Annotated in this window: 18 protein-coding genes; 7 read left to right on the top strand and 11 right to left on the bottom strand. The window is 49.4% G+C overall.

Annotated elements, in window-relative coordinates; genetic code table 11:
- The first annotated feature begins 18 nt into the window (after positions 1-18).
- Positions 19-579 carry an NnrU family protein gene (locus ICL80_RS14285; RefSeq protein WP_194213413.1) on the top strand — a complete coding sequence of 187 codons (561 nt, stop codon included), beginning with the start codon at positions 19-21 and terminating at the stop codon, positions 577-579.
- A 1-nt stretch (position 580) separates the two neighbouring features.
- On the opposite strand, the gene ICL80_RS14290 is transcribed toward ICL80_RS14285, so the two are convergent.
- Genes ICL80_RS14290 through ICL80_RS14335 form a run of 10 tightly spaced genes read right to left on the bottom strand, consistent with a single transcriptional unit; the run spans position 581 to position 7,913 of the window.
- A complete protein-coding gene (locus ICL80_RS14290) occupies positions 581-997 on the bottom strand; it encodes a hypothetical protein (protein WP_194213414.1) in 417 nt (138 codons plus the stop codon).
- Between the two features lie 9 nt (positions 998-1,006).
- Positions 1,007-2,368 carry a Tol-Pal system beta propeller repeat protein TolB gene (gene tolB / locus ICL80_RS14295; protein WP_380083284.1) on the bottom strand — a complete coding sequence of 454 codons (1,362 nt, stop codon included), beginning with the start codon at positions 2,366-2,368 and terminating at the stop codon, positions 1,007-1,009.
- An 8-nt stretch (positions 2,369-2,376) separates the two neighbouring features.
- Positions 2,377-3,255, bottom strand: a complete 879-nt coding sequence (locus tag ICL80_RS14300; RefSeq protein WP_194213416.1) for a hypothetical protein — start codon at positions 3,253-3,255, stop codon at positions 2,377-2,379.
- Between the two features lie 24 nt (positions 3,256-3,279).
- The gene (tolR, locus tag ICL80_RS14305) at positions 3,280-3,717 is read right to left on the bottom strand and encodes a protein TolR (protein WP_194213417.1); all 438 of its coding nucleotides are present in this window, start codon (positions 3,715-3,717) and stop codon (positions 3,280-3,282) included.
- Positions 3,717-4,442, bottom strand: a complete 726-nt coding sequence (gene tolQ / locus ICL80_RS14310; RefSeq protein ID WP_194213418.1) for a protein TolQ — start codon at positions 4,440-4,442, stop codon at positions 3,717-3,719. Before tolQ ends, tolR begins: the two co-directional genes overlap by 1 nt.
- 28 nt (positions 4,443-4,470) lie before the next feature.
- Positions 4,471-4,953 carry a hotdog domain-containing protein gene (locus ICL80_RS14315; protein ID WP_194213419.1) on the bottom strand — a complete coding sequence of 161 codons (483 nt, stop codon included), beginning with the start codon at positions 4,951-4,953 and terminating at the stop codon, positions 4,471-4,473.
- The gene (gene ruvB / locus ICL80_RS14320) at positions 4,953-5,996 is read right to left on the bottom strand and encodes a Holliday junction branch migration DNA helicase RuvB (RefSeq protein ID WP_194213420.1); all 1,044 of its coding nucleotides are present in this window, start codon (positions 5,994-5,996) and stop codon (positions 4,953-4,955) included. The genes ICL80_RS14315 and ruvB overlap by 1 nt, the downstream gene beginning before the upstream one ends.
- Entirely contained in the window at positions 5,993-6,622 is a 630-nt protein-coding gene (gene ruvA, locus ICL80_RS14325) for a Holliday junction branch migration protein RuvA (RefSeq protein WP_194213421.1), read from the bottom strand. The genes ruvB and ruvA overlap by 4 nt, the downstream gene beginning before the upstream one ends.
- Positions 6,619-7,128 carry a crossover junction endodeoxyribonuclease RuvC gene (gene ruvC, locus ICL80_RS14330; RefSeq protein ID WP_194213422.1) on the bottom strand — a complete coding sequence of 170 codons (510 nt, stop codon included), beginning with the start codon at positions 7,126-7,128 and terminating at the stop codon, positions 6,619-6,621. The genes ruvA and ruvC overlap by 4 nt, the downstream gene beginning before the upstream one ends.
- 32 nt (positions 7,129-7,160) lie before the next feature.
- A complete protein-coding gene (locus ICL80_RS14335) occupies positions 7,161-7,913 on the bottom strand; it encodes a YebC/PmpR family DNA-binding transcriptional regulator (protein ID WP_194213423.1) in 753 nt (250 codons plus the stop codon).
- Between the two features lie 167 nt (positions 7,914-8,080).
- Between ICL80_RS14335 and ICL80_RS14340 the strand changes: the two genes are divergently transcribed.
- Positions 8,081-8,509 (top strand): GFA family protein, encoded by a 429-nt coding sequence (locus ICL80_RS14340; protein WP_194213424.1) that lies wholly within the window; start codon positions 8,081-8,083, stop codon positions 8,507-8,509.
- On the opposite strand, the gene ICL80_RS14345 is transcribed toward ICL80_RS14340, so the two are convergent.
- Positions 8,499-10,322 carry an ATP-binding cassette domain-containing protein gene (locus ICL80_RS14345; RefSeq protein WP_194213425.1) on the bottom strand — a complete coding sequence of 608 codons (1,824 nt, stop codon included), beginning with the start codon at positions 10,320-10,322 and terminating at the stop codon, positions 8,499-8,501. The genes ICL80_RS14340 and ICL80_RS14345 overlap by 11 nt on opposite strands.
- A 166-nt stretch (positions 10,323-10,488) precedes the next feature.
- Here ICL80_RS14345 and ICL80_RS14350 point away from each other — a divergent pair, with 166 nt between their 5' ends.
- The 5 genes from ICL80_RS14350 to ICL80_RS14370 all read left to right on the top strand — a co-directional run bounded on the left by ICL80_RS14350 (position 10,489) and on the right by ICL80_RS14370 (position 14,563).
- Positions 10,489-11,037: a PH domain-containing protein gene (locus tag ICL80_RS14350; protein ID WP_194213426.1), complete on the top strand. Its 549-nt coding sequence runs from the start codon at positions 10,489-10,491 to the stop codon at positions 11,035-11,037.
- On the top strand, positions 11,030-12,613 hold the full coding sequence (locus ICL80_RS14355; protein ID WP_194213427.1) for a PH domain-containing protein: 1,584 nt from the start codon (positions 11,030-11,032) through the stop codon (positions 12,611-12,613). The genes ICL80_RS14350 and ICL80_RS14355 overlap by 8 nt, the downstream gene beginning before the upstream one ends.
- A gap of 198 nt (positions 12,614-12,811) precedes the next feature.
- On the top strand, positions 12,812-13,201 hold the full coding sequence (locus ICL80_RS14360) for an energy transducer TonB (protein ID WP_194213428.1): 390 nt from the start codon (positions 12,812-12,814) through the stop codon (positions 13,199-13,201).
- Between the two features lie 346 nt (positions 13,202-13,547).
- Entirely contained in the window at positions 13,548-13,922 is a 375-nt protein-coding gene (locus ICL80_RS14365; protein ID WP_194213429.1) for an energy transducer TonB, read from the top strand.
- Between the two features lie 209 nt (positions 13,923-14,131).
- Positions 14,132-14,563, top strand: coding sequence for an energy transducer TonB (locus ICL80_RS14370; protein WP_194213430.1), 432 nt, complete (start codon positions 14,132-14,134; stop codon positions 14,561-14,563).
- The last annotated feature ends 32 nt before the right edge of the window (positions 14,564-14,595 follow it).

The raw sequence follows: 14,595 nt of genomic DNA on the forward strand, positions 1-14,595 counted from the left end.
GAACAAAAGGATATATAGATGGCCATCTTGTTTCTTGGAATAGCCCTGTTTTTTGGGCTACATATGATACCCTATTTTGGGCAAGCACTCCGCACTAACCTTATCGGCAAAATTGGCGCATTACCCTATAAAGGCCTGTTTGCCCTTGCCTCCCTCTGCAGCTTTGTTGTTATCGTGATGGGCTGGCAATCTGTTGATGTAATCCAAATATACTCGCCGCCAGTTTGGGGGAAGCATGTTACTTTCCTGTTCGTGCTTATTGGCATCATACTTTTTATTGCAAGCAACGCCCCCACAAACATTAGGCGTATCCTGCGGCACCCACAGCTTATAGGGGTAACCATCTGGGGTATTGGCCACCTGTTTGCAAACGGCGAGAACCGCTCAGTTCTGCTGTTTGGGGGCTTTATTATTTTCAGCCTTGTCAGCATATGGGCCACCAACCGGCGCGACGGCGTGTGGGTGAAACGCGATAAAGTGTCCCCGATCAGCGATATTATTACTGTGCTGATAGGTATCGGCGTTTATGGAATATTCTTTACTTTCCACCAAAACATAATTGGTGTGCCGGTCATGTAATCTAAAGCAGTTCCAGAATATGAGCTGGATCTGCTAAAATTCCAGCGGCGATGATATCCGCCATATTGTCGCCGCTAAAATACCATTCAGACGCTATTTTACCGCCTGCCCACATTTGAATATGCAGCCCGTCAACCGTATGCGGCAAGCCCTCTGCCCCACTATACGAAACAAAGTTCTTGAAAACGCAAAATTCGCTGAACGTATCAACAAATAAACCTGAAATAGTGCATGTAAGCTGCGTTACTGATTGCATAAAAGGCATTTGACGCGCCATGCAATCATGCAGGCCTTCACCGAATACGGCACCGTTTGCATACATAACGCCGTAATCAGCCAGAAACTGGTCCATCGCTTCCAGTATCTGGCCTTGTTCTAAAAGCGCTATATGCCTTTCAATATCAGCCTGTAACGACACTTAAACCTGCTATTTTGACGTAACTGGTAGAGGCGGCGACCATGCTGGGTCACTGGCATCAAACGGTGTTGAGACCTTGCGTTCATTATAGCCTGTCAGGTCCACCGACCATAGGCTAGGTCTGCCAGAAGCGCTTGAACCATCATAAGGGTTTGTCCTAAAGAACATTAACACGCGCCCATTAGGTGACCATGTTGGCCCCTCATCCTGAAAAGCGTCTGTCAACAAGCGTTCTCCCTTGCCCTCGGGGTTCATAACACCAATTCTAAACTTGCTGTCCCCAATTTTAGTGAACGCAATCAGGTCGCCGCGCGGTGACCAAACCGGTGTTGCATAGCGCCCTTTACCAAAAGATATCCGGTGTACATTGCGACCATCTGAATCCATAACATACAGTTGCTGGCTGCCACCACGATCAGAATTGAACGTAATTTTTCTGCCGTCTGGCGAATAGGAAGGCGATGTATCAATGCCCGGATTATCCGTCAGCCTGGTCATTTTACGGCTTCTCAGGTCCATAACATAAACATCTGTATTGCCGTTTTCAGCAAGGGACATAACCACCTTGTTGCCGTCCGGTGAAAAACGCGGAGCAAAGGTCATATTCGGGAAATCACCCAACACCTCAAACCTGTTTGACAGAATGTTAAACAGATACACCCTTGGTTTATCGTTAAAATAGCTAAGGAATGTAATTTCCTGACGATTTGGGCTAAATCGCGGCGTTAAAACAAGGTAGCTACCGTCTGTCAGAAGTTGCTGGTTTGCGCCGTCCTGATCCATAATTGCCAAGCGCTTTTTACGGTTCAGCGGGTCGCCCTGCTCGGCAATATAAACAATGCGGGTGTCAAAATAACCTTCTTCACCAGTAAGGCGGCTATATATCCGGTCAGAGATTACATGGGCAATACGGCGCCAATTGGAAACCGGGGTATTATAGCCAACACCTTCCATTTGCACTTCGGCAACCACATCCCACAGTCGAAACTCAACCCGAAGGTTACCGTTTGGTTGAATTTGAAGGCGCCCCGTTACCAAACCCTGTACTGCAAGGGGCCGCCACGAAGCAAAATTAGGTGCCACAACATCAGCCGTAATACGTTCAATAAACGCATTTTCATCAACCGCTCTAAAAAGCCCGGTTGAAACAAGGTTACTGGTTATGACCTGTGAAATACTGACACCAATATCTGACAAAGTACCTGTCGGCGTTTCAACATCCTGAACCGGCACAAAGTCAGGTATCGCAATTGGCACGGGGTCTATAGTACCGCGGTTTACATCAACCCGCAGCTGCGCATGTGCCATACTTGCCCCAACAAGGCACATAAGAATAACACCTAGAATACGATTTACAGACTTCCTAATCATAGCCATGTTTACCCTCCGGCGAATTCAGCGCCGTTAAAGTTAAAGTCAATATATTTTTGCCCCGCACCAATATACTGCGAAGCTTCTTCAAATGGTTCGCATATACGCACCGCTCTGCGGGCGCTTTCTGCAAATACACGGTAAAAAGCCCGGTCTGGATCGTCCAGATTACCAGCATCAACAAACTCTGGCGGCCGTGAAAGTGTGCCGTCAGGTCTAAGCCAAATACGCACCGTTACCTGCATTTTTTCAACATCTTTTGCCCCACGAGGAAAAGTCCAGCATCCAGCAAGTTTCTGGCTTAAAGCATCGCGCAGCGACGCTGTTGCAACAGTTCCCCGCAGTGACTGCGCCAATGCCGTTGGTTTTTCTTCAGGCTTTTTCGCCTTTTGTTTTTCCTCGCGCTCTTTATCTGCCTGATCCATTTGGCGCTGCTCTTCCTCGATCGACTTATCAATCAACGATGATATCCGGCTAATTTTAAGCCGCGAAGGGGCCTTCGGCTTTGTGCGTGGCACCACATTGCTTGCAAGCTTGCGTGCCTCGGAAATTTCAGGCTTTGGCTGTAGTTTTGGTTTCGGTTCTGGTGCCACTTCTTTCTTTGGCGGTGTTTTGTCAGGCAGCGGTACAGCTTCAGCTACTGGCGCAGGCGCTTGCTCTGCAGCAGCATAGTTTTTCTCTGGCTCTTCTTCCTGCGGTTTCTGTTCCACAACTTCCTCTGGCGCTGTTTGCCGTGTTTGGTCTGCAATTTGTACAAACTCAATTGCAATAGGCGGCGGCGGTGTGGGGCGCGGGCGTGATAGCTCAGGCAAGCCCAACAAAGCCACCAAGACCACCCCTACATGCAGAAGTGCCGATAAAATCCAGCCCAAATTACCACCAGACACTTGGTGTTACTCCACAACCTGTTACTATTTTTGTTCCGCCACAAGCGCCACTTTCGTGAAACCACCAGCATTTATGGCACCGATCACCTGCATAACTTGCCCGTAATCCAGCCGTGTATCGCCCCGCACATATATGCGGGTATCTTTATCATTACCTGCAATTGCCGTTAGGCGCGGTACCAGTTCATCAAGTGTTATTTCAGTTTCCACAATAAATATGGCACCTTCATGATTAATAGTAATCTCAAGCGGCTTATTATCCTGCGGCAGAGGTTTTGCTTGCGCTTTGGGTAAATCCACCTGAACACCAGCGGTAAGCAGTGGTGCCGCCACCATAAAAACAATCAGCAGTACCAGCATAACATCCACAAAGGGGGTTACGTTAATTTCTGCCATCGGCTTATAACGCCCACGCCTGCCGGCCGTGCCGCGCCCTGTGCCGCTTGTAACTGTCGCGCCCATTAGTGCCCCCTCTCGTCAAGCTGACGGGAAAGAATGGCCGCAAATTCATCAGAAAAGCCTTCAATACGGCTGGCGTAACGGCCAATATCTGTTGAAAGCTTGTTGTACCAAATAACAGATGGAATTGCCGCGACAAGCCCAAGCGCCGTTGCCAGCAGAGCTTCGGCAATACCCGGGGCCACAGTTGCCAGCGACGTGTCAGACGCAAGCGCAATAGATGTAAAACTATTCATGATACCCCAAACGGTACCAAAGAGACCGACAAAAGGCGATGCGGAACCAATCGTTGCAAGGTAACCAACCTGACCTTCAAGTTGGTCCATCTCACGGCTTGTGGTTACATGCATAACCTTTGTAATACGGTCTTGTACGGTTACCTTATCAACACCACCGCTTGTACGGCTACTTAGGCTGCGCTGCCATTCCCGCATCGCTGCCACAAAAACCGCTGCAAGCGGGTGGTTTGGCGCATTTTTAAGCCGTGTATAGAGGTCATCAATGCTGCTGCCAGACCAGAAAATTTCTTCAAACTCATCGGCTTTATTTCTGGCGGCACGCACACGCATCCATGTATTAAAAATAATCGACCAGCCCCAAACACTGGCTGTAATCAATAGCAGCATCACAATCTGCACGACTATATCAGCCTGAAAAAACATGCCCATGATCGAAAAATCAGGTACACTACCGCCCAGTTCAACTGCCTCAACGGCTACGTTTTGCATTCAAGTCTCCCCGCGTTTAACGCGTCATCTACTCGTTTAAATGACCGGCTTCGTGTGCCTCTGTCATCCATTGTTTCCAACAATCTCTTGCTTTCGGGTGCCAGCGGCGTGGTTTGCCGTCAACCCCAACAATTGCAACCAGAATATCAGCACTGGCAATCAGTGTATCACCGCGTGTAATCCACTGCTTTGCTTCAATAGCAGCAGCGCGTACTTTTGTGACCATACTATGGCCAATCAGCAAATCATTTATTTTTGATTGCTGATGATACGCAATATTCAGCTTGCTCACTACATAGGTAAGCGGACCACCTTCATCGTCAGGGATATTGAAAAGCACATCCACATCGGCCTCAGACCCCCGGATGCTTTCGCTGCGTACCCGTTCAAAAAAGCTAACATAGCGGCCATGGTAGGTCATGCCGCCCACGTCTGTGTCTTCATAATATATGCGAATGGGAAACCGAAAGATGCCCCCGTTCCATTCACCTGTGGGTGGTACCATTGTCATTATTTATCCCCCAGAAGGTCTATCTGGCCATTACTTATGCTGCGCGGCGGTGTAAGCCCCAAATGCTTCCAGCCATCGGGCGATAGCATGCGCCCGCGCGGTGTGCGCTGCACAAGGCCTATTTGCATCAGATACGGTTCAATAATATCCTCGATCGCATCACGCGGTTCCGATAGCGCCGCCGCCAGTGTTTCCACGCCCACCGGGCCGCCTGTGTATGTTTCCCCAATACAGGAAAGATAGCGCCGATCCATAATATCAAGGCCCAAATTATCCACCTGCAGGCGGGTAAGGGCAGCATCAGCAATTTTGGCATCCACCCTTTCATCTGCCGCCACAAGGGCAAAATCGCGCACACGCCGTAGCAAGCGCCCCGCAATACGCGGCGTACCGCGCGACCGGGCTGCCACTTCGCGGGCGCCTTCGTCTGTTATAGGAAGCCCTAAAAGACGGGATGCCCGGCGCACAACTTCGGTCAGTTCGCTCACCTTATAAAATTCAAGCCGGGTTGGAATACCAAACCGGTCCCGAAGCGGCTTTGTAATAAGGCCAGAACGTGTGGTTGCGCCCACAAGGGTAAAGCGCGGCAGGTCAATGCGCACACTGCGCGCCGCCGGGCCTTCACCAATAATCAGATCAAGCTGGAAATCTTCCATCGCAGGATACAGAATTTCCTCCACAGCCGGGTTAAGTCTGTGGATTTCGTCAATAAACAAAACATCGCGGTCTTGCAGGTTGGTGAGCAGTGCCGCCAAATCCCCCGCTTTGGAAATAACCGGACCTGATGTCGCCCGGAAATTCACCCCAAGTTCGCGGGCCACAATCTGCGCAAGCGTTGTTTTACCAAGGCCAGGCGGCCCATAAAACAACACATGGTCCATTGCCTCCGCGCGGGTGCGCGCTGCTTCAATAAACACCTGCAAGTTGCCGCGTGCCTGTTCCTGCCCAATAAACTCTGACAAAACCTGCGGCCTAAGGCCTGCATCAAGTGTATCACCTGAAGCCTCATTCCCGCTTACAATTCTGTCTTCTGCTTCCGTCATGCCAAACTACTTAAATGCTTGAGGGCTGCTGGCACCAATTTGCCAACCGTCGCATCCTCACCCAGCTCACTTGCGGCTTTTGCAGCCGCGCCGTGCGCCTCCACCGGCTTATAGCCAAGGTTGACCAGTGCTGAAATTGCGTCTGCCACCGCGCCGCTTTCAGCAGGGGCCACTTGTGCCGCACCAGACGCAGGCATTTGCACACCTTGTGGCTTTAAGGCAAAGGCCGTTACCTTGTCTTTCAGTTCTGTCACGATACGGGTTGCAACCTTTGGTCCCACACCTTTGGCACGCGACACAACGGTTTTGTCCTGCGCTGCAATCGCGTTTTGCAAATCATTCGGCGACAGTGCAGACAGGATAGCAAGCCCGACTTTTGCCCCAACCCCCTGCACACTGGTAAGCAACCGGAACATATCCTGCTCAGAGGCGGTCAGAAAGCCATAAAGCGTGATCGCATCTTCCCGTACAACAGTTTCAATATAAAGGCTTACGGCCTCGCCGACAGACGGCAAGCCAGAAAGACTGCGGCTGCTGGCATGCACCAGATAGCCAACACCCACCACATCAAGAATGGCCCAATCATCGCCCGTGCTATCCACAAGCCCTTTTAATTTGGCAATCACCGCGGTACTCCCTTCATGCCAAGGCCCATATTGGCGTTTGCCTGCACATGATGCGCATGACAAATAGCAACTGCAAGAGCATCTGCGGCATCAGGGCCATTTATTTTCACACCGGGTAATAATATCTGCACCATGGCATCAACCTGTTCCTTGGCGGCATGACCCGCCCCCACCACAGATTTTTTAACATGGTTTGGGGTATATTCAGCAACCAATAGCCCAGCCTGCGATGGTACAAGCAGCGCAATACCGCGCGCCTGCCCAAGCTTTAAGGTACTGGTAGGGTTTTTGTTCACGAAGGTTTCTTCTACCGCACAGGAATATGGCTGCCATTCAGCAAGCACTTCTGTTAAGCCGTCATAAAGCTCAACAAGGCGCTCTGCGAGTGACTTTTTGCTATCAGACTTCACCACACCGTTTGCCACATGCGTAAGGCGGTTGCCGTGGCTTTCCACAACACCCCACCCTGTTTTTTGTAGTCCTGGATCAAGCCCTAAAAGACGCATGAAAACCTTGATACTCCCCCGAATAGTGCAGGTTAATCTGCTGCCAGCTGCTCCAGAACATCTGCCGGAATGTCATAGTTACCAAACACAGTCTGCACGTCATCATGATCTTCCAGCGCATCAATAAGGCGCATCATTTTTTCGGCACCTTCTTTATCAAGCGCAATCGGCTCTTTTGGTTTCCAGATCAGGTTTGCGCTTTCTGGCTCTTGGCCCAGCGCCTCAGTAAGCGCAGACACAACAGCATGCAAATCGCCCGCTTCTGTATAGACAACATGGCTTTCATCGTCAGATTCAACTTCCTCAGCACCAGCTTCTAAAGCGGCCTCGAAAACAGCGTCTGCATCTGCAACACTAACCGGAAAAACAACCTCGCCCACACGGTCAAACATAAAACCAACCGAGCCACTTTCGCCCAAATTACCACCAGCCTTATTAAAGATCGTGCGCACATCAGAAGCTGTGCGGTTACGGTTATCTGTCAGCGCTTCAACGATAACGCCGACACCGCCAGAACCATAGCCTTCATAGCGCATTTCGTCGTAGTTCTCAGCGTCGCCGCCTTCGGCTTTTGCAATTGCCCGCTCGATATTGTCTTTTGGCATAGACTGGGCACGCGCTGTAGCAATCGCCAGCCTTAGGCGTGGGTTGCTATCAACATCACCGCCACCCATTTTGGCGGCAACGGTAATTTCGCGGCTGAATTTCGAGAACATTTTAGAGCGCTTCTTATCCTGCGCACCCTTACGGTACATAATATTTTTAAACTTGGAATGTCCAGCCATGGGTATCCTCTGTCACTGTATCACTTAAAGTTGGCATGGGGCACAGTATGTGCCCTAAGTTGGCCCCCTTATTAGCAGATTTAGCGCCCTTGAACAGGGGAAATCTTGGCCTTGCCTGTGTTTACTTCATACTTTAGCCTGCAACGCGCGCTTGAAAGGATATGATCATGACTTTACACAAAGGCGGTTGCTACTGCGGCACCATTGAGATTGGCTTTTATGTTGATGATACCTTAAGCTTGGTACCCCGTGCCTGCGACTGTGATTTCTGCGAAAAACACGGCGCTGAATGGGTATCTGCCGCCACGGGTTCCCTTGATATAACGATTAAGGATAAAGCCAACCTTCAGCTCTTTAAACAGGGCAGCGAAACAGCTGACCTGTGGATATGCAAAAATTGTGGCGTGGTAGCCTGCGTTACATATAACACCGGCGACAAGCTGGTCGGCGCTGTTAACCGCCGCGCGCTTGATGATTGCTCAATTTTTACAAGCGCACAAACCATTAGCCCCAAAAGCCTGAGCACGAGCGAGAAAAAAGCCCGCTGGAGCGAGCTTTGGATTCAAAAAGTTCAGGTGAACGGCGTTACCCCTTAAAGCTCTCGGCCATTTCCTCAAGCTCAAGCCAGCGCATCTCTTTGGCTTCCACCATCTCGCGGGCTTTTATCACTTTGTCGGTCAGCTCCTGAAACCGCTGCGGGTTTTTGCCGTATAGGTCGGGGTCTGAAAGTTTGGCTTCCATCTCTGCGATCTGCATGGTCAGGGTTTCCACCTCAGCAGGCAGGTTATCAAGGTCGCGCTGGTCTTTATACGATAGCTTGCCCGATTTTTTCTTCTGCCCACTATTAATAGACACTACCGTTGCCTTAGGTTTTGTATCTTTTTGCACTTCATCAGAAGGCGCTGCCTTGGCGGCGCGTTTTTTCTGGGCTTTATAATCACTGTAGCCACCGGCATATTCCGTGATCGTGCCATCGCCCTCTAGCACGATGGAGCTGGATACCACACGGTCAATAAAATCCCGGTCGTGCGATACCAGAATGATAGTGCCTTTATAATCTGCCAGCACTTCTTGCAGCAGGTCGAGCGTATCCATATCAAGATCGTTTGTTGGCTCATCAAGCACAATCAGGTTTGAAGGTTTCGCGAAATTCGCGGCTATTAAAAGCCGGTTACGCTCCCCGCCGGACAGGCTGGAAACAGGTGTGCGCGCCACGCTTGGGTCGAACAGGAAATCTTTCATGTAAGACATCACGTGTTTTTTCTCGTCGCCTATATGAACCCAGTCACCTTCGCCGCCCGTTAGCACATCCATGACAGTCATAGTGTCCTTGAGGTCAGCACGTTTTTGGTCAATCATAATCGAGGCTAGGTTGGTGCCGGTAATCAGCGTACCTTCATCCGGCTCAATTTCGCCCATCAATACCTTCAACAACGTGGATTTACCTGCCCCGTTCGGGCCGATTATGCCAATGCGGTCGCCGCGTGCAATTTTGGTTGAAAAGTTTGAAAACAGCGTTCGTCCACCATATGACTTACTAATGCCTTTGGCCTCTATCACCCGTGCGCCAGAACGCTCACCGCCAGCAACCGAAATATTCACGCTGCCTTCTGCCTTCACGACAGAGCGCCGCTCCTGCCGCAAATCCTGCAAACGCCGCATACGGCCCTGATTACGCGTACGGCGGGCGCTAATACCTTCCACTGACCAGCGGGTTTCTTCCTTGATCAGCTTGTCCATTTTCTTGAGGGCGTCGGCTTCTTCTTCGTAAACTTTTTCCTGCCACAGTTCAAACTGGTCAAACTTGCCTTCCATGCGGCGAATGCGGCCCCGGTCAAGCCACAGGCTAGCGCTGGACAAACGGTTCAGAAAAGCCCTGTCGTGGCTGATCAGCACCATCGCACCGCGCCAACTGGCAAGGTAGCCTTCTAACCACTCGATGGTCGCAATATCCATATGGTTTGTAGGCTCATCAAGCAGTAGTAATTCAGGCTCGCCGATCAGGGCGCGGGCCAACGCTGCACGCCGCATTTCCCCACCAGAGGCGCTCATGGGGTTTGCTTCCGCTTTAATTTTCAGGTCTTCGACCAACACATCTACACGGTATGTTTCATCGGCTTCTGCTTCAGGCAGACCAGCAGCGATATAATCATAAAGGGTAGCAAAACCACTTGGGTCTGGTTCCTGCGGCAGGTAGGCAACCTTGGCACCCGGCTGTACCCAGCGTTCACCGCCGTCAGGTTGAATAAGGCCCGCGATCACTTTCATCAAGGTTGATTTACCTGCGCCGTTACGGCCAATCAGGCACAGCCTGTCGCTCATACCGATATGCATTTCAAGCTTATCGAGAACCGGAGCAGAACCCCAATGCAGTTCAATATCACGTAAACTCAAAATCGGCGGCGCCATGGCGTCAATCACTCCTGGAAACGGGGGCACTATGTTCTACGCATCATGCACCCTTTTATTGCCCGCGCCTTATACCCATGTTTATAGTGTGGTGACAAGCGGGGACATGGCACCAAAAGCGCTTAACCCCACTTTTTCACACTGCAATTGGCATACGGGGGACAAAATGAGCAGCACACCATTTGAAAACAGCACCATGCCTGAGGCCAGCCTTAACCCTTGTAGCGACCTGCTTTTTGAAAAGCTCGATCCCGGATATAAAACCAGCCTCCTTATCCCTTGGGTGTTTATCTGCGGTATTGCCGGGTTAACAAGCTCTACTGCTGTGTTTTTCGCGAGCGGTATTATTATATTTCTGGACTACCTATGGGCATTCCCTGCCTTTGTAGCGTTTATAGCAACAGGCTTTATAGTGACGCCCGTTATTGCTGGCGCACGCGGGGTAGCCCTCCGCGAGCACGACATTCATTTCCGTTCTGGTGTTATATGGCAAAAAGTTATTTCGCTTCCCTTTAACCGCATTCAGCATGTGGAAATGGAAAGTGGCCCGCTTGAGCGAATGCTGAAACTTACGACCCTTAAAATATATACCGCAGGCGGCGGTAGCACTGATATGAGCATTCCCGGCCTGTCATTTGGCAGGGCCTCAAAACTGCGCAGTTATATTTTGCAAAAAGCCGGCATTGCAGACAGCACAGGCGCGGTAGATGACTGAACCGCAGCAACCCAAAACCATAAAGGACCTGCAAACCGATAAATGGCACCAGCTATCACCCATCGCCATTTTGCACTTTGCCATAAAATTTCTGTTCCAGAGCTTTCAGCAAGGATTGCAAAGCCTGCTACCGGCGCTCGCGGTAGCTGTCACTTTTCTGCATAATCAACTATTTCTCGTTATAGTACTGCTGCTGGTACTTGGCCTGTTACTTACCGCTGCGGCCTTTATGGGATATTTAAAGTTTCGCTACCGGCTAAGCAGCGACAGTGTCCTTATCCAGCGCGGGGTGCTGACACGCAAGCGGCTTTCTATCAGCTTTGATCGCATCCAGAATATTACTATCAGAGAGCCGATCTATTTTCGGCCTTTCGGGCTGGTTGCCCTCTCCATTGAAAGTGCGGGATCCTCCGCCGAGGAAGTGAGCCTCGCGGGCATAGAAAAACAGCTTGCAGAAGAAATTCGGCGTTTGGTTCTGCGTGCTAAAACCACAGCGCCAGACAAGGCACATTTCAGGCACACTAATGGCACAAATTCCGACCAAAATGGCACAGAGTGCAAAGATGTGCCAACGCCTGTGCCAACGGAGGCTAAAACCCTGCTACGCCAACCTATTAGCGAGCTGATACGCTATGGCCTTTCAAATAATAACATCTGGATTTTTGCAAGCTTAATCATCGCCGCAATCGCCCAAGTCAACTGGAAAGACTATGCTTTCACCGATACTGTAGCAGCCACGATTATAGACATGACCGGTGGTGACAAGCTGATTATAGGGCTATTATTTTCTACAGGTATCATCACTTTTATCCTCAGCCTGATGATGATCTCTGCCATTGGCGCTATTGTACTTTATTATGATTACCACTTAACAAGTGATAAACGCCAACTGCACCAAAGCAAGGGCTTGTTTGAACGGCAGGAAACCAGTTTATCAAAAAGCAAAATACAGTGCCTCAGGCTCAATAAACCATGGCCAGCAAGGCTTTTTAACCGGCACCATATCACTATAAAACAGATTGGATTCAATGAAAAATCGGCGGCAGCCAACACGAAAAAGGCCTTTATCATTCCCAGCTGCCCTGACGCATTTACCAAACAGCTGTCAGAAGAACTATACCCTTCCTTTAACTGGAACGTTGCACAGCTTCAGTCTATCAGTTCGTATTATACACGCAGGATTGTCGTCTGGTTCATTGTCCCGCTTTCCTTGATCACTGCGCTTTGCCTAAGCTTCTCGGTCGGCAATGATGGCATGCTAGCGCTCTTAGCGCCGTTTTTCGCTTGGCCTATAATAGCCCGCAGAACAAGTATGTACGGATATTACACCGATACCCAACACGCCCTGATACGCACAGGGTTCATTGGTCACAAACTTACAGTATTCCCACTATATAAGGCGCAGGTTGTTGAGGTAAAACAATCACCCGGCCAGCGCCGCAAACAGTTAGCCACACTTACCATCAAACTGGCAGGAACAACGCTCAAGCTACCTTATATTCCCATGGAAGATGCAAAAAGCTGGCGCGATACTATTTTATACTGCGTTGAAACCAGCAAGAAACCCTGGATGTAAGCATCGCACCGTCTTTAGCTTAGCCCGCCCAACACACAGTTGAGCAGCATTAGCCACGCATATTAACAGAGCCTGCATGCCATGCTCTGCAAGCATAGCTCCTATTCGAAAAATGAGCCTTTTAGCATTCCTAATATATTGTATTGTACTCTTAGTTAATAATGATTATTAATTGCAAATACAGGAAAGGACTTTTTAATGCGCCGCCACATCATATTAGCATGCGCTGCAGTTTGCACCCTTGTCTCACTTCAACCTGCATTTTCTGCGCCCCAAGAGGGTCTAAACAACTGGGCCGCACAGGTTCAAAAGGAAATTGCCAGTAACAAGCATTATCCTGCACGTGCTATTAAGAATGGCATAGAGGGTAAAGTTATGGTGCGCGTTACTGTCATGAAAACCGGGCAGATCAAAAGTGTTCAAATGGTATCCGCCTCTGGGAACCATCTATTAGATTCAGAAGCTATGAGGCTTGCTGCCACCTTGACAGGCTTACCTTCCTTACCTGAGGGTTTGCAAGAGCATACATTTGAACTTCCTATTTCCTTTATATTACAAGGAGATAAAGAAACAAAAAACAACATCTAAAGCATGCACTGCTTGGATGTTGCAACTGAGGCCTTGCCAAACGGTCAGATGTGTGATTTTCCCCGATGCCTCTTGGTATCCCTCCCCAATCGCGCTCATTGCCTTTACCGCAAGGTCTCAGTTACCCCAAACAGCATGAACCATAGTCTTATTCATACCGCAACCGCATGATTACTGAAAATATGAATACGTGTGAACACTTTACATAGCCATGCATAAAGTGCGTAGCACCTATGCGTTTATTAACTTTGCTGATCAAAGAATGGGCAGTGTACATTTTTAATGCAGGCATGATGTAGGTATGTGTTCTGCAACGAAAAGCAACCCCCCAATCGGAGATTTGAAGATGTTCCCCACTTCTATCAAAAAAACACTCCTCGGAACTGCCCTATTATCAGGACTTTTCCTTGCCACCCCTTTGGCTTCTGCTCAAGCGTCTGACACCTATGATGCATGGGCTGCTAAAGTTCGCTCCAAAATCGCGTCGCAGCAATCCTATCCCCAGATTGCACTCGACAAGAAATTACAAGGTCAGGTTCTGTTACTTGTGCAGATGACGGCAAAAGGCCAACTCAAAGGTGCAACAATTATTGAAACATCTGGTCATGAATTGCTGGATATGGCAGCGTTGAAACAGGTTATTAACCTGAAAAGCCTGCCTGCTGTGCCAGAAGGACTGGAGTTTGACTCTCTCTTGGTGCCTGTATCTTTTACACTTTAAAACCAGGTTTTCATGAGACCAAAACATGAAGGGCGCTGCTTATAGCAACGCCCTTTTTGCTATTCCAGCACTTTAGCTATGCGCTTTTTGCAACCCTGATAGGCGTGATAAATTTATTATTCACATAGCTGTGACAAAGTTGAAACCAAAGAAAACTATAGTCTGCGCAGGTCAACTAAGGAACCCATTGCTATTTTCAGGAGCTAAATATGTTTCGCACTTCTTTCATCTCAACTCTTGTTGCCGCTAGTTTTGCCCTGCTACCACTTGGCACTGCACAAGCAACTGATACCATGACAGAATGGTCTGCCAAGGTTCGTAATGAAATCGTTGAAAATAATTATTACCCACAATCAGCTATCAACCGCGGGATTGAGGGCAAAGTAAAGGTTCGCTTTGAAGTTTCAGGTAGCGGCCTTGTAAAGGGTGTTCAGATTACAGAAACATCTGGCAGTGACATCTTGGATGCAGAGGCGATGCGCCTTGCGCTGCGCGTTGCAAAGCTGCCTTCGTTGCCAGAAGGGCTTAATCAGCATTCATTTGTTGTGCCGATCACTTTCAAACTGGCAGAAGCAAGCAAACAGGGCGAAAAAACAAAAGCTGTTGCTGAAAACATGGATTTAAAAATCCGTCTTGGCTAACAGTTTACTATCCTATGGCTAGAAAACGAAAA

This window comes from Kordiimonas pumila, from assembly GCF_015240255.1.
Lineage (GTDB): Bacteria > Pseudomonadota > Alphaproteobacteria > Sphingomonadales > Kordiimonadaceae > Kordiimonas > Kordiimonas pumila.

Bases quoted from the DNA above. Each gene is read 5' to 3' on its own strand.
- ICL80_RS14285 (WP_194213413.1), top strand. From the start codon at position 19: ATGGCCATCTTGTTTCTTGGAATAGCCCTGTTTTTTGGGCTACATATG.
- tolB (WP_380083284.1), bottom strand. From the start codon at position 2,368: ATGATTAGGAAGTCTGTAAATCGTATTCTAGGTGTTATTCTTATGTGC.
- tolR (WP_194213417.1), bottom strand. From the start codon at position 3,717: ATGGGCGCGACAGTTACAAGCGGCACAGGGCGCGGCACGGCCGGCAGG.
- tolQ (WP_194213418.1), bottom strand. From the start codon at position 4,442: ATGCAAAACGTAGCCGTTGAGGCAGTTGAACTGGGCGGTAGTGTACCT.
- ICL80_RS14315 (WP_194213419.1), bottom strand. From the start codon at position 4,953: ATGACAATGGTACCACCCACAGGTGAATGGAACGGGGGCATCTTTCGG.
- ruvB (WP_194213420.1), bottom strand. From the start codon at position 5,996: ATGACGGAAGCAGAAGACAGAATTGTAAGCGGGAATGAGGCTTCAGGT.
- ruvC (WP_194213422.1), bottom strand. From the start codon at position 7,128: ATGCGTCTTTTAGGGCTTGATCCAGGACTACAAAAAACAGGGTGGGGT.
- ICL80_RS14335 (WP_194213423.1), bottom strand. From the start codon at position 7,913: ATGGCTGGACATTCCAAGTTTAAAAATATTATGTACCGTAAGGGTGCG.
- ICL80_RS14340 (WP_194213424.1), top strand. From the start codon at position 8,081: ATGACTTTACACAAAGGCGGTTGCTACTGCGGCACCATTGAGATTGGC.
- ICL80_RS14345 (WP_194213425.1), bottom strand. From the start codon at position 10,322: ATGGCGCCGCCGATTTTGAGTTTACGTGATATTGAACTGCATTGGGGT.
- ICL80_RS14350 (WP_194213426.1), top strand. From the start codon at position 10,489: ATGAGCAGCACACCATTTGAAAACAGCACCATGCCTGAGGCCAGCCTT.
- ICL80_RS14355 (WP_194213427.1), top strand. From the start codon at position 11,030: ATGACTGAACCGCAGCAACCCAAAACCATAAAGGACCTGCAAACCGAT.
- ICL80_RS14360 (WP_194213428.1), top strand. From the start codon at position 12,812: ATGCGCCGCCACATCATATTAGCATGCGCTGCAGTTTGCACCCTTGTC.
- ICL80_RS14365 (WP_194213429.1), top strand. From the start codon at position 13,548: ATGTTCCCCACTTCTATCAAAAAAACACTCCTCGGAACTGCCCTATTA.
- ICL80_RS14370 (WP_194213430.1), top strand. From the start codon at position 14,132: ATGTTTCGCACTTCTTTCATCTCAACTCTTGTTGCCGCTAGTTTTGCC.